This window comes from Maribacter sp. PR66 (genome assembly GCF_028464205.1).
Classification (GTDB): Bacteria; Bacteroidota; Bacteroidia; order Flavobacteriales; family Flavobacteriaceae; genus Maribacter; species Maribacter flavus.
The window spans coordinates 389,989-404,201 of record NZ_JAQPCH010000002.1 but is presented as its reverse complement, the minus strand read 5'-3'; the positions used below and the strand labels follow the sequence as shown (position 1 = coordinate 404,201).

Genomic DNA, 14,213 nt, shown 5'->3' with positions numbered 1-14,213 from the left:
AGAAATCTGGGCAGGCTCTTCATGTATGAAAAAAGACCAAACCAAAATTTGCCAGACAGGTACAAAAAACCCGGCAATTTGCCGGGTCCATTATTTGTATTTTTCCGATGATTATCTAAACCCGAAATTGACGCCAAAGGTCCAAGTATTGAACTCGCCAAGGGTATAATCCGCATTCAATCTAAAGAAGCCCAACTTCAATTTTGCGCCTACATTGCCCGTAACACCGTTTACTTTTTTGGTAATTGAAAAGGGGTCTTCGTACGTTTCCGAAGCAAATGGACCAGCAGTGACCTCATAGGTTCCCAGAACATCCGTTACCGATTTTCCCGTTACATAGCCCAGTCCCCCATAAAAATTGATGATGGGAAGCTTGGTGGAGACCACGGCATTGAAGGCCCAGGTGCTGATAGCGGCCTCAATGCGCTGATCATTCCCTTGTACCAAGTTAATATCCGTTAGGTCGTAATCCCCGTTCACCTTTGTATATCCTATAATGGCAGAAATGGCTACAGGCAATATTTTGTCCGCGGGCAGAAGTTTAGTAAAATCGTGCTGCAATCCAAAACCGATCAAGCCTACGGCCGCACCTTCATACTCCAATTTGGGCAAAAACCGGGCCTTAATCTCGGTTCCCTTGATAAGACCCACGCTGCCTTGTAAGTATCCAGAAGGCACAAAATCAATACCCTCCCTTGAAAGTCCCGAAGGCAATTCAAAAGTTTGTCTTACCGTGGTACCGGAAACCTGTCCTTCAACAAACACCTCCACCCCGCTAATATCTCCCAAAGCTGAGGAAACCTCCCTTGCTACCCCCGGATTGTTTACAAAATCCAGGTTTTGATAATCATTGGGATCAAGGACAAATGCTTTTTTGTCCGACTTATTTTTAAAATTGGTTAGGTTACCAACCACTGAAATTTCAAATCCCCCAAGTGGTTTGGCATCGGCGGTATTATACCAGCCTGTTGCAAAATTATATACGGCACTTTCTGAAAGTGGCTCCAAATAGTCCGTTGTAAATTGTTCCGCGTCTTCCACACCTGCCGCCAAAAGGTCGTTCAAGTCCTGGGCCATAGCGGCACTAAAACCGCACAACAAAAAACATGTAAGTAAATTCTTCATTTTTTTAATTTTTTCTAAAACTAAAAAACCTGCGTTTTTGGCGCAGGTTTTTGTTGTGTAATGGGCTTTTTCTATGTGTCAATGTTCGCATAGACGGCATTTTTCTCAATGAATTCCCGTCTGGGAGGAACCTCGTCACCCATGAGCATGGAGAATATGCGGTCCGTTTCCGTCGCATTTTCAATGGTGATTTGACGCAATGTCCTGAACTCTGGATTCATTGTGGTGTCCCACAACTGCTCCGCATTCATTTCCCCAAGACCTTTGTAGCGCTGGATACTTACACCACCGCTGTAGCTGGCCGCAATTTCATCACGCTCCTTATCGGTCCAGGCATATTGTTTCTTTTGACCTTTCTTGACCAAATATAGCGGAGGTGTTGCTATATACACATGGCCTCCTTCGATCAATTCCCGCATATATCGAAAGAAGAACGTCAAAATTAATGTTTCAATGTGGCTACCATCCACATCGGCATCACACATGATGACCACTTTATGGTATCGTAATTTTTCAAGGTTCAAGGCCTTACTATCCTCTTCGGTACCAATAGTTACGCCAAGGGCCGTATAAATGTTCTTGATTTCCTCGTTCTCAAAAACCTTATGCTGCATGGCCTTTTCTACATTCAGAATTTTACCCCTTAATGGCAGGATGGCTTGGAAATTTCTATCCCGACCTTGTTTGGCAGTACCCCCGGCAGAATCCCCCTCCACAAGGAACACTTCACATTGTGCAGGATCCTGTTCAGAGCAATCGGATAATTTCCCGGGTAATCCACCCACACTCATTACCGTCTTGCGCTGTACCATTTCCCTCGCCTTGGTTGCCGCATGTCTAGCCTGGGCAGCCAAAATCACCTTTTGTACGATTATCTTGGCATCGTCCGGATGTTCCTCCAAGTAATCCGTCAACATTTCAGAAACGGCCTGACTCACCGCGGAGGATACCTCCCGGTTTCCTAATTTGGTTTTTGTCTGTCCTTCAAACTGGGGTTCCGCCACCTTTACGGATACAATGGCCGTCAATCCTTCCCTAAAGTCATCACCTTGAATCTCGAACTTGAGTTTGTCCAACATTCCGGAGGAGTCGGCATATTTCTTCAACGTGGTAGTCAAACCTCTTCTAAATCCGGATAAATGTGTTCCTCCTTCATGCGTATTGATATTATTCACATAGGAATGCAGGTTCTCCGTATAACTCGTATTGTAGATCATGGCCACTTCTACGGGAATATCGTTCTTCTCCCCTTCCATGGAAATCACATTTTGGATCAAAGGTTCGCGATTACCATCCAAAAACTTGACGAATTCCTTGAGTCCATCATTGGAGAAAAACGTTTCTGAAATAAATTCCCCTTTATCGTCCTTTCGTCTTCTATCCGTTATGGTGATGGTTACGCCTTTGTTCAGAAAGGAAAGCTCCCGCATTCTGTTGGAGAGTGTTTCATAACTGTATTCAATAGTCTGGGTGAAAATGGAATCATCCGGTTTAAATGTTACAATGGTGCCCCTATAATCGGTTTCCCCAACACTTTTCACCGGATATAAGGCCTTGCCTCTTTCATATTCCTGTTCCCATATTTTTCCATCCCTATGTACGGTCGCCTTTAAATGATTTGAGAGCGCGTTCACACAGGAAACACCCACACCGTGCAAACCACCCGAAACCTTATAGGAATCCTTATCGAACTTACCACCTGCCCCAATTTTGGTCATTACTACCTCCAAGGCGGACACACCTTCCTTCTTATGCAGATCTACCGGAATACCCCTACCATTGTCTTTTGTGGTAATGGAATTGTCCTCGTTTATGGTCACGCTAATGGTATCGCAATGCCCACCCATGGCCTCGTCAATGGAGTTGTCCACTACCTCATAAACCAAGTGGTGCAGACCGCGGACACCTACATCGCCAATGTACATGGAAGGACGCATCCTTACGTGCTCCATTCCTTCCAACGCCTGTATACTGTCCGCAGAATATTGCTTTTTATTTGCTTCTTCGCTCATAAGTTAAAAGTTGTTTTTACTTCAAATTTTGCAATCTTACAAATATACGGAATACCCCATGAAATATGACCTTTCTATGAGTTAAGGGTCGTCAAGTTATCAACAAAAATTGTGGAAAATTACAGCTATTTTCACCCCCACAAACGGTTCAGTATTGTGGTAGGGGAAGGGCTGAAAATAAGAAACTGATATAACAAAAGAGGTGCCAATGGATGGCACCTCTCAAGGACTAATTAAAAAATAAAAACTGCACTGCTCTTCTCCGAGACAGGTAAACAGAATTATCGTGAAATCAACTACTTTACGTAGGCATCAGCATGAACTTTGGCCACCGCACGACCAGATGGATCGTTCATGTTTTTAAATGCCTCGTCCCACTCCAATGCTATTTTGGTACTACAGGCTACGGATGGTTCCTGGGGTACGCACAATGCGGCCGCATCTGAAGGGAAATGTTCCTCAAATATGGAGCGATAGTAAAATTCCTCCTTCGTGGTAGGCGTTTGTAACGGGAACCTGAACTTGGCATTCGCCAATTGGTCATCGGTTACCTCGTTCGCCACCAATTCCTTTAGGGTATCGATCCAACTATATCCTACACCATCTGAAAATTGCTCTTTTTGCCTCCAGGCCACACTTTCCGGCAGCATATCCTCAAAAGCCTTACGGACGACCCACTTTTCCATGCGCTCCCCGTTGATCATTTTGTCCTTAGGGTTGATACGCATCGCCACATCCATAAATTCCTTGTCCAAAAACGGCACGCGGCCCTCTATGCCCCATGCAGCCAAGGATTTGTTGGCCCTTAAGCAATCGTACATATGCAGCTTGTCCAGCTTACGAACGGTCTCTTCATGGAAATCCTTTGGGCTTGGAGCTTTGTGGAAATACAGATAGCCTCCAAAAAGCTCGTCCGCACCTTCTCCAGACAACACCATTTTTATCCCCATCGATTTGATAACACGGGCCATCAAGTACATTGGAGTTGATGCCCTAATCGTTGTAATATCATAGGTTTCCAGGTTATAGATTACGTCTCTGATGGCATCCAAGCCTTCTTGGATGGTAAACTTGATCTCATGATGTACGGTGCCGATATGGTCCGCAACCTTTTGGGCGGCGGCCAAATCTGGGGAACCTTCCAGACCCACCGAAAAGGAATGCAGCTGGGGCCACCAAGCATCTGCCGTGTCTCCCGACTCAATTCGCTTCTGGGCATATTTTTTGGCTATGGCCGAAGTAACGGAGGAATCCAGTCCGCCAGAAAGCAATACCCCATAAGGAACATCGGACATTAACTGACGGTGTACCGCGGCTTCCAAGGCCTCTTTTATAGCTTTGATACTGGTTTCGTTTTCCTTCACGGCATCATATTCCATCCAATCCCTTTTGTACCATCGCTTCAATTCCCCGTCCGCACTATGCAAATAATGCCCCGGTGGAAACAGTTCTATCTTTGTACAAGTACCCTCCAAGGCCTTAAGCTCAGATGCCACATAGAAGGTGCCGTTTTGGTCCCAGCCCATATACAAAGGAATGATTCCCATATGGTCCCGTGCCACAAAATATTCGTCCTTTTCGGAATCATAAATAGCAAAGCCAAAAATTCCGTTCATTTCATCAATGAAGTCTGCTCCTTTTTCCTTATAAAGTGCCAAAATCACTTCACAATCGGACTCCGTCTTAAAATTATATTTACCTGCAAATTGTTTACGCAACTCCCGGTGGTTGTATATTTCGCCATTTGCGGCCAAAATCAATTTACCATCTTCACTTATTAGAGGTTGCTTCCCTGAAGCAGGGTCTACAATAGCTAAACGCTCATGGGCCAAAATGGCCTTGTCATCTGCATAAATACCGCTCCAATCGGGACCCCTATGTCGCACCTTCTTAGACATTTCCAGCAATTGAGGTCTTAGTACTTCCGTACTTTCCTTGACATCAAACGCACAAACAATTCCGCACATATTCTACTGTTTATAATAATTTGATTACAAAAATGAACCACATGTTTATAATATAAAACACTTTGTGTAAATATGATTACATTTTTAAACCTATAAAAGATATTCTATATAAAAAAAAAACCATATTCCCACAAAATGAAAATTACGCGACTATTTTGTAAGTATGTTAAAATTTAACGACTTTTTAAAAGTATTAGCTAGGTGAACTGCTTAGCTTTGGAACACTAAATTAAATTCAATCATGAAAAAAGTTATTTACCTATCCCTATTCATTGCCGTATTAGGATTTTCAAACAGCCTAAGTGCGCAAAAGTTCTCTGGATTGGACAAAAGCCCCATGGATATGGCTTCTTATCCTACAGATTACAAAGTATCAGAAAAAGTAGTGCGCATCATATATGGACGCCCACAACTAAAAAATCGTTCCTTGGCGGAACTGGCCCCTGCCGGGGAAGTTTGGAGAACGGGTGCCAATGAAGCCGCGGAAATCACTTTTTACCAAGATGTTAATTTTGGCGGTAGGGACATTTCCGCAGGTACGTATTCTTTGTTCACAATTCCCGGTGAAGAAGAATGGACCGTTATCCTGAACAAAAATTTAAATCAATGGGGTTCTTATTTCTATGAAGACAGTGCAGATGTTGCTAGAGTATCCGTACCAAACGGTTCTGATTCTGCCAGCTTGGAAGAGTTTTCCATCGCTTTTAAAGAAGTGGATAAAGGAGCTCATATGGTCATGGGATGGGACAAAACAAGAGTGGCGGTTCCTATTACATGGTAACCATACTTTTAAAAATAAAAAACGGACTTAGGTCCGTTTTTTTTTGTTTTAATTTTAAGGCAATGGCATAAAGTCCTTAACTTTTAATTTTCCGGTAATTACCTTATTCCGTTCACCGCGTAGTTGACCTCCTTTGCAAAAACCTCCCCCACAAGCGCGTCTCCCTCCATAGTAAGAATAACGGCAACGCGCTACACACGATCAGGTTTTACATGAAATTGCAGTTTGTCACCTGCTACCAGAAGGTCATACGCAATCAGCGATTCACCATTATGCAACTTAACAAGCAAATCATGTTTACCTTCCGTTTTGTCAATTATCAAAAGACCTAGACTATAGCCATGGTCCAAACACGCCACTTCGTAATACAAAATAACCTTAGGTTCCGTGTAATCTAGAGCTTATTCATTTACAAGGTTTCTGAAAACATTTTGTGCTTTTCCAACTGAAAGCCCCAACAATTAAAGTTATAAGACTATAAAATACTTCTCAATAATTCCACCTGATTTTTATTCATAACTCGCAATCCATGAATTTATTTTCTCCTCCAAAAGCACTAAAGGCAAACTACCCGAACCCAACACTTGGTCATGAAACTCCCTCAAATCAAATTTGGGACCCAATTCTGTTTTGGCTTTATTACGTAATTGCAATATCTTCAATTGACCAATTTTATAAGAGAGCGCCTGACCGGGAGTGGCCATATATCTTTCAATTTCGGCAATGATACCTTCCTCGGACTCCGCCTCATGGGCCAAGGAATAGGCAATGGCGTCTTCCCGGGTCCAACCCATTGCATGGATTCCCGTGTCCACTACTAATCGAATTGCGCGGTGCATCTCCATACTGAGCATCCCAAAATATTGGTAAGGGTCTTCATAAAGCCCCAATTCCTTGCCAAGGGATTCCGCATAAAGTGCCCACCCTTCCACAAAGACACCCATACTTTCAGGGTGTAAAAATTCAGGCAAACCTTGGTTTTCCTGCTGCAAACTCAATTGATAATGATGACCTGGTATGGCCTCATGCAGGAACAAGGCCTCATCGTGAACCACATTGTAGCTTTTGACATCGGGGATTGGAACATAAAAGGTTCCTGGCCTTTTGGCATCCTTAGAACCCGGAACGTATTCAGCACTGGCCGATGCCTCCCTGAAGGCTTCAGTACGTTTTACTATAAAATCAGCCTTTGGACGAAGATTGAACACACTATCCAATCGTAGGCTTAACCGCTCACGTATCCCATTGAAATGCGCTATTACCTCCTCTGGATTTTTGAATGGCATTAGTTCTTTCTTGGTTCGAACCATATTGAAAAAATCATTTAATTCGCCTTCAAACCCCAAATCTTCCTTAACTTTTTCCATTTCGCCTGTGATGCGTTCTACTTCTTGCTTACCCAAGGCATGGATTTCTTCTGCAGTCATCTTCGTGGTCGTATGCAAACGGATCAAATAATCATAGGTCCCACGCCCATTTGGTAAGGCGGACAGTCCATCCGTTTCCCTACAGACAGGAAGATATTCCTGTTCCAAAAATTGATACAATTCTTCGTACATGGGAAGGATTTCTTGGGTAATTATTCTCTCATAATCGGCTTTCAAGCCTACCCTAACATCTTCCTGAATCGCTTCCGGAAAGTGGAGCACTGGCTGATAAAAAAGATTTTCCTCCAGGGGAATATCTATGAATGCCTTAATCTGCGGTAGCATTTTTAATGTTAGGACCTTGGGTAAAACGATTTCCTTTTTCATTCCTTCCCGCATATGTTCCATACATGTATCCAAAAACTGAAGGTAGTCTTCCAATCTGTGTAACCAATTTTCATAATCCTCTTTAGTGGCGAAGGGCTGTACACTGGTACCCCCGGCCAATTGGGCCACATATAGATGGAGCGACTGTACTTGGAACAAGGGCATAAGTTCAAAACTGGGGAGGTTGTAAATGGGAGATGCCATGGTTACCAAGGAGTTGTTCAGCCCTTCCAATTTCATCCGGCAGTCCCATTCCAGGACCCGGGCACTCAAGGCATCCTCCGTGGAAAGCTCGGACACGGGATATTTTTCCAATTCGGATAAAAACGAAGTGTAGGAATCCCTAAGAAATTCCTGATGCCCGTCCGAAATATAATTGACAACAGTATCATTATAGATATCAATTCCCGCTTTTGTGGCCTCTATGGGATTAATTTCTTTTTGAAAATCGTAAAAAGCAACAAAAAGACTATCTATGTTCCCGGTATCCTCTTTTGTAGTTTTACGCTCTGGTGTACAGGCTCCAAGCAATAGTATTATTGCTAAAATTAATCCTTTGCAATTCATGGTCAGTGGTTTTTAGGATGCTATAGCTCTATTTCGATTTTTTATGTTTCTTTTCCTTTATCCGCACATAAATGAGCTTGTTCCTACCCTTGGAATCCTCACGCCGCTCAATTTCAAAATGTGGTATGGAGTTGATCAAAGGGGTCAGCTTTTGAAAGCCATAGTTTCTTGAATCAAAATTTGGCTGCTTTTTCTGGAGCAAACTTCCAACATCGCCCAAGAATGCCCAGCCGTCGTCGTCCGCAACATCATCAATCGTTGTCGCTATGAACCGAAGGTCCTTGGGTGTAATTTTGTCAACATTGCTCTTTTCCGTTTTTGAACTGTTTTTGGCCGATGTAGAATCATCCGACTCACTCTTGAGGATTTCCAGATAGATAAAACGGTCACAAGCTACAATGAACGGGTTTGGCGTCTTTCGCTCACCGATACCAAAAACCTGCATACCGGCTTCCCGAAGACGGGTGGCCAATCGTGTAAAATCGCTGTCACTGCTTACCAAACAAAAACCGTTCACTTTCCCGGAATACAAAATATCCATGGCATCGATGATCATGGCAGAATCCGTAGCATTTTTACCTTGCGTATATCCGTACTGTTGTACTGGCGTGATGGCATTTTCCAAAAGCAGGTTTTTCCACTTTCCCAATCTTGGGTTGGTCCAATCCCCATAAATACGCTTGATGGTAGGGTTTCCATATTTTGCGATTTCCTCCATCATTTCCTTAACATACCCGGCGGGTATATTATCACCATCGATAAGCACGGCCAAGTTTAAGTCCATTTGTGTTGTTTTGCGTAAAGTTACAGGGTTTTCTCCCTATTTGAACAATGGGCGGATATTAAATTGTAATGCTATTCCGATAATTTATAATATTCCTTTTGTAAATCGAATAAGGTTGTAGTTTGAATAAAACCATCATGAACGACCAACCTATATTTCAAAACAAGGGGGCTTTCTCGCGATAAGGGTACGGGGTTGGCCCCAGGAAATGGATACACTGCGTTCTGCATGCTATTCTGGGAACGCAGAATCCACGGATTTGGATGAGGGAGATTGTCCTTTGAAGGAATGATCGTTAAACCATACGGTGTTTTATCTTTACCGACCTTGCTGAGGATGTTTATCCAGTTCTTACCCGGAACCGGCGTGTTTTCCGGAGTTATTTTTCTTTCGGAATCCTTAAACATCACATCTTTCGACAGTTTTACCCGTGTCGAAAATCCGCCATATCCTTTCTCATCTTCAGAGCCTCCTATGGCAATTCCTTCCAGCAAGGCGTTCAGTTCAATCTTGATGTCCACCACCCTATAATTCAACATTCTGGGATAGACGGTTATCCAATTTATTTCCGATACAAACGGTTCTCTGGTACCATCTCCATCAATATACAAGTCCGATTCCCAAAGCACCTGATTTTTTAGTGTGATTGCACCATTGCGTCCTACAGTTTCGGATGTACTTATAACATTCCATTCAAAATCCTTTACTTCCCAACCGTCACCTATTCTTTTCCGGTTGATATACAACTGATGCCACGCCCAAAAAATGCCCCTATGGTGCAAATGGTCCTCCGGGAAATCTTCTGTAATAGAAACACCGTCCAAAGAAAATAAGGGATGTATGTAATTGGCCCTTTCATAGCTTCCATTCAAGGATTTTGGCTCTTTTTGATAGACGAGTACACTGTCCTTTCCTTCCAGGAATACAGCATTTTTGTCCGATATATGAAGATCCACTTGTTGGGAAAAAATACGTCCCCAACAAAAGACAAAAACTATAAAAAGAATGGGTGCGCTTTTGGACATCTTAGATATATAGATTCCAAACTACCAAAATTTATCGGAACCTACATCGAAACTAAATAGAATTAGTAACTTAAACCCTGAAATTAACAAACCAAAGCATGGCAACGAACAATAAAATCACATCGATTCGCATTATCCTTTTTCTTTTTTTTACAAGTATTGCAAATGTTTTTGCACAGGTCCAAAAACAGGAGTACTACGAACTGAAAACATATACCATTAAGAACGAGGCCCAGGAAAAAAGGGTGGATGATTATCTCGAAAAGGCCTATCTACCGACTTTAAAGAGGATGGGCTTTGGGAATATAGGGGTTTTCAAAATCCGACCTGGTAAATTCGTTAAGGCCGATAAAATCTTTGTGCTTATCCCATTTTCCTCCGTGGACGAATTTGTGAAAATGGAAGCTTCCCTGGCCGTGGACAAAACCCATCTAGCCGCCGGTGAGGACTATATCACGGCAACACATGACAACCCTCCCTATGAACGTATCAGTTCCACCTTGATGCGGGCCTTCTCAAAAATGCCGAAAATGAAACCGAGCCCGATAGGGTCCCCGCGCAAGGACAGGGTCTATGAACTGCGAAGTTATGAGTCCCCTACCGAGGCCTTTTACATAAACAAAGTGTCCATGTTCAACGAAGGCGAGGAGGTTGAATTGTTCGAAAGCCTGGATGCCAATGCCGTTTTTTATGGCGAAGTACTTTCGGGAGACCGTATGCCCAACCTAATGTATATGACAACCTACGAGAACATGGAAAAAAGGGACGCCCTATGGAAAGCCTTTGTGGCATCGGATAAGTGGCAGGAGCTTTTAAGCGAAGAGAAATATAAGAACAATGTAAGCAAGGCCGATATCTGGCTTTTATATCCTACCGATTATTCCGATTATTAATCGTTTTTCATAAACACAAACTCCACCCTGCGATTTTCATGACGGCCCGCGCTCGTATTGTTGGTCCCTATCGGCCGGGAACTACCAAAACCATCATAATCTATTCTATTGGCTGCTATGCCATTTTGCATTAGAAATTGTGCAACGGCCGAAGCCCTCTTTTTTGAAAGAAACTGGTTATAGGCTGCTGTCCCAATGGCATCGGTATGGCCCATAATCGAAATCGACACCGTGGGATTTGAATTCAAATAGGATACGATCTGCATCAACTCAGCTATGGCATCATCGGAAATATCAAAACTGTCAAATTCAAAAAGGACACTCTTGAAAGTATTCACTTCATTAATGGCGTAGCTTGTTTCCGAATTTCCTTCCGCTGTCAATTGCTCGACCTTTGATTCACCGCTAATGGCCACCAACGAGACCATATCCAAATAGTAATACGAGCCCTCTGTTGCCCTGCCCTTGGTCTTAAAGGTCTGTGTCCTTTTATTGTCCTTGAAATTCCCTATAATCAGATAGTTCTCCGTTCCGTTCGCCACAAATTCCTTTTCCACCTTCAGCCAAGCTTCGTCATCCGAATAAAAGTTGGAATATTTGATTTCAAATGTATTGGAAACATCACCCTTCACTTTGGACAAATGCATTCTTGAAAGTACCTTTCGTGTATCTATTTGGATGGGATTTTCCGAAAAGAGAATCCCGAATTCCTTGACAGCAAAGTCCGACCGTTCTGCCAAACTTACATAAAAGGAAAGTCTATATTTTTGGTTCTTTTGGAGATTTTTAACGAGACGCGTCTGCAAATACTCCCTGTAATCATCGGGAGCGAATAAATATAAACCCACATAACCCACCCCAAACTCTGCAGGTTGTTCCCCATTAAAATTCTTTGGTGTTCCCATGGCCTGGCTACATCCGTTGAAATAATCTGTGGAACCTAGCGTAGGCATATTCCAATCGATTAAATCCTCTTTAAGGTTCCCCAATTTTTTGGGACAGTTTACAAATAGCTCAAAACTGGGATTTTTTACCAGATTTTGTCCATACAGCAAATGACACCCGGTAATCCACAAAATAGGAATTATGCAATTATATAAATTAGAAGAGCACCTCACTCCCCTAAGTTAAAAATTAAAAATCTTTGAAATGGTCATCAAATGAAAAGTCCCTTTCAATTGTGAAAGGGACTTAACAAATCAAAAACTCAACGAATATTAATTATTGTAGAGATATATTGAAGCAGCGGCTTCCAAATCATTATTCACTGTTGGAGCTATGTCACCTGTAATATTAAGGGCGTCTGAAAAACCTAATACCTTACCATTTCCTATTTCAGCAATAAAAACTGTTTTGGTTTTGTGATCATACGCCACATCAATAGGATTGCCCATTACCGTAGAAGGTCCAGCTACCCTAGTCTGTTCGCTCAACGTAAGGGTACCACCATCCTGGATATCCATTATTTTTAAGCTAAAATCTTGGGTTACTTGAAAACCACCGTCGGTATTTGCATTGGCGGCATCACCAATATCCGTCATCACAAGAACATCATCGGCCTCGCTATAATCGATACCATGTGTCCTTACAATGCCTTCAACGGTTATTCGCTTATCCGGCATAATGGTTCCGTCCATGGTATTATTCATCAAGAAATTGTCAAAAATGGCCAAATCACTTGTATTGTCCACTACGGCCAACAAATGGTTCCCCATAAACGTGATTCCCCAAACATTGAAATCCAAATCAAACGTGTTCATCAAAGAGAAACTGCTTCCATTGTACATGTACACGTAAAACCTGTCCATTCCATTGTCTGCAACAACCACTTTATTTCCAAATACAGCTATCTCCCTAGGGCTCATTAAATCAGCATTTCCGGAAAAATCTACCGAAATCGACGTCAAATCCGTAACGGCCGAGAAAGTACCGTAATATTCCAATAAGTTGCCAGACCTTGAGGCTTGTATGATAGCATCATTCATGGCATCGTAGTATATTCCTTCGGATGACGTTGAAGCCGTATTTATAGTTTTGTCCAACATACCAGAACCGTCGTAAACCGAGACATCACCATTAGCGGTGCTTGTAGCATACAATCTAGTCATTGCATTATCTGTAGACATGCCCACATCACCATCCGTTTCATCACTACTGAAATAGATGGAAGAAGCAGTAGCCAAATCCTTATTAAAAGATGGCGTCAAATCGCCACCACTACCAATAGAAGTGAATCCAAGTACTTTTCCATTTCCAACTTCGGATATATAAACTGCATCCTCTTCAGAATCGTAGGCCACATCTATTGGGTTACCCATTAGTGTTGAAGGTCCTGCAACCCTTGTTTGCATACCAATAGAAAGCAACTCCCCATCCGAAAGAGCATCGAACTTAGAAGAAAAATCGGAAATTACATGAAACCCCCCATCGTCCATGGTATTACCGGCGTCACCAATATCCGTTAAAACCATAACATCATCGGCACCACTATAAACCAAACCGTGAGTTCGTACAATTCCTTCTATAGTTACCCTTTTTGACGGTCTTAGAATACCATCAACAGCGTTGGACAGGAAATTATAGAATACTGCCAAGTCGCCAGTTGTGTCCACCACGGCATACAGGTCATCCCCCTTAAAGGCAATTCCCCAAACAGGAAACGGAACTTCTACGGTGCTCATAAGTGTAAAACCGCTACCACTGTTCTCATAAACAAAAAATTTATTAGATCCGTTGTCCGCTACAACATAACTGAAACCACTAACGGCCAGCTCACGCGGACTTTCCATATCAGCACTACTGGTATAGGCAGGAGAAACGGAGGTACCGGACATAGACGTACTAACATCTGAATATGCTTCCAATTGCAATGCCGAACGTGAAGCCTGCACTACAACATCTGTCATTGCATCGTAATAAATTCCTTCGGCGGCAGAGGAAGGAGTGACCAAAGTAACCAAGGAGTCACCTGTTATACTATACTTTGTTATATTTCCATCGGTATTGTTGGTAACGAAAAGTTCTGTTCGCCTACCGAGCATTACCATACCATCTTCACAGGGTTGACAAGAACCGCCACAATCCACTCCCGTTTCATCTCCGTTCATCATCCCATCAGAACAGGTTGGCATGGGAGGCATTTCCATGGGGTTGTCATCATCACTACAGGATGCAATTGCAAAAATTCCCAAAATCAATAGGGAATATAAGGTCTTATTCATGAATTGTTTTTTCATAATCTTTAGGTTTAATTAATACTAAATCAACTATACCTACGGAGTATTAAAAACAGGGTTCAGTCTTAA

At 42.6% G+C, this 14,213-nt stretch carries 10 protein-coding genes; 2 read left to right on the top strand and 8 right to left on the bottom strand.

The genetic code is table 11. From position 1 onward, the window contains the following. Positions 1–111 precede the first annotated feature (111 nt). From PP181_RS06660 to asnB, 3 genes are all read right to left on the bottom strand, one after another. Positions 112–1,125: a DUF6588 family protein gene (locus PP181_RS06660; protein ID WP_272636460.1), complete on the bottom strand. Its 1,014-nt coding sequence runs from the start codon at positions 1,123–1,125 to the stop codon at positions 112–114. A 71-nt stretch (positions 1,126–1,196) separates the two neighbouring features. After that, positions 1,197–3,137, bottom strand: coding sequence for a DNA topoisomerase (ATP-hydrolyzing) subunit B (gyrB, locus tag PP181_RS06655; RefSeq protein ID WP_272636459.1), 1,941 nt, complete (start codon positions 3,135–3,137; stop codon positions 1,197–1,199). A 296-nt stretch (positions 3,138–3,433) separates the two neighbouring features. Further along, positions 3,434–5,104 (bottom strand): asparagine synthase B, encoded by a 1,671-nt coding sequence (gene asnB, locus PP181_RS06650; protein ID WP_272636458.1) that lies wholly within the window; start codon positions 5,102–5,104, stop codon positions 3,434–3,436. Between the two features lie 241 nt (positions 5,105–5,345). On the opposite strand from asnB, the gene PP181_RS06645 reads away from it, so the two are divergent. Further along, positions 5,346–5,885, top strand: coding sequence for a DUF2911 domain-containing protein (locus tag PP181_RS06645; RefSeq protein WP_272636457.1), 540 nt, complete (start codon positions 5,346–5,348; stop codon positions 5,883–5,885). A 509-nt stretch (positions 5,886–6,394) separates the two neighbouring features. Here PP181_RS06645 and PP181_RS06640 read toward each other — a convergent pair. From PP181_RS06640 to PP181_RS06630, 3 genes are all read right to left on the bottom strand, one after another. Beyond that, entirely contained in the window at positions 6,395–8,206 is a 1,812-nt protein-coding gene (locus PP181_RS06640; RefSeq protein WP_272636456.1) for a DUF885 domain-containing protein, read from the bottom strand. Between the two features lie 28 nt (positions 8,207–8,234). Further along, positions 8,235–8,990: an NYN domain-containing protein gene (locus PP181_RS06635; protein WP_154916956.1), complete on the bottom strand. Its 756-nt coding sequence runs from the start codon at positions 8,988–8,990 to the stop codon at positions 8,235–8,237. A gap of 71 nt (positions 8,991–9,061) precedes the next feature. Further along, entirely contained in the window at positions 9,062–10,015 is a 954-nt protein-coding gene (locus PP181_RS06630; RefSeq protein ID WP_272636454.1) for a DUF6807 family protein, read from the bottom strand. Between the two features lie 98 nt (positions 10,016–10,113). On the opposite strand from PP181_RS06630, the gene PP181_RS06625 reads away from it, so the two are divergent. Then, entirely contained in the window at positions 10,114–10,908 is a 795-nt protein-coding gene (locus tag PP181_RS06625) for an NIPSNAP family protein (protein WP_272636453.1), read from the top strand. On the opposite strand, the gene PP181_RS06620 is transcribed toward PP181_RS06625, so the two are convergent. Continuing rightward, positions 10,905–11,897: an OmpA family protein gene (locus PP181_RS06620; RefSeq protein ID WP_272636452.1), complete on the bottom strand. Its 993-nt coding sequence runs from the start codon at positions 11,895–11,897 to the stop codon at positions 10,905–10,907. The two genes, PP181_RS06625 and PP181_RS06620, sit on opposite strands and share 4 nt — an antisense overlap. Before the next feature lie 228 nt (positions 11,898–12,125). Beyond that, entirely contained in the window at positions 12,126–14,129 is a 2,004-nt protein-coding gene (locus tag PP181_RS06615; protein WP_272636451.1) for a hypothetical protein, read from the bottom strand. Positions 14,130–14,213 lie beyond the last annotated feature (84 nt).

Coding starts and splice junctions, on each gene's coding strand:
- PP181_RS06660 (WP_272636460.1), bottom strand. CDS start 1,125: ATGAAGAATTTACTTACATGTTTTTTGTTGTGCGGTTTTAGTGCCGCT.
- gyrB (WP_272636459.1), bottom strand. CDS start 3,137: ATGAGCGAAGAAGCAAATAAAAAGCAATATTCTGCGGACAGTATACAG.
- asnB (WP_272636458.1), bottom strand. CDS start 5,104: ATGTGCGGAATTGTTTGTGCGTTTGATGTCAAGGAAAGTACGGAAGTA.
- PP181_RS06645 (WP_272636457.1), top strand. CDS start 5,346: ATGAAAAAAGTTATTTACCTATCCCTATTCATTGCCGTATTAGGATTT.
- PP181_RS06640 (WP_272636456.1), bottom strand. CDS start 8,206: ATGAATTGCAAAGGATTAATTTTAGCAATAATACTATTGCTTGGAGCC.
- PP181_RS06635 (WP_154916956.1), bottom strand. CDS start 8,990: ATGGACTTAAACTTGGCCGTGCTTATCGATGGTGATAATATACCCGCC.
- PP181_RS06630 (WP_272636454.1), bottom strand. CDS start 10,015: ATGTCCAAAAGCGCACCCATTCTTTTTATAGTTTTTGTCTTTTGTTGG.
- PP181_RS06625 (WP_272636453.1), top strand. CDS start 10,114: ATGGCAACGAACAATAAAATCACATCGATTCGCATTATCCTTTTTCTT.
- PP181_RS06615 (WP_272636451.1), bottom strand. CDS start 14,129: ATGAATAAGACCTTATATTCCCTATTGATTTTGGGAATTTTTGCAATT.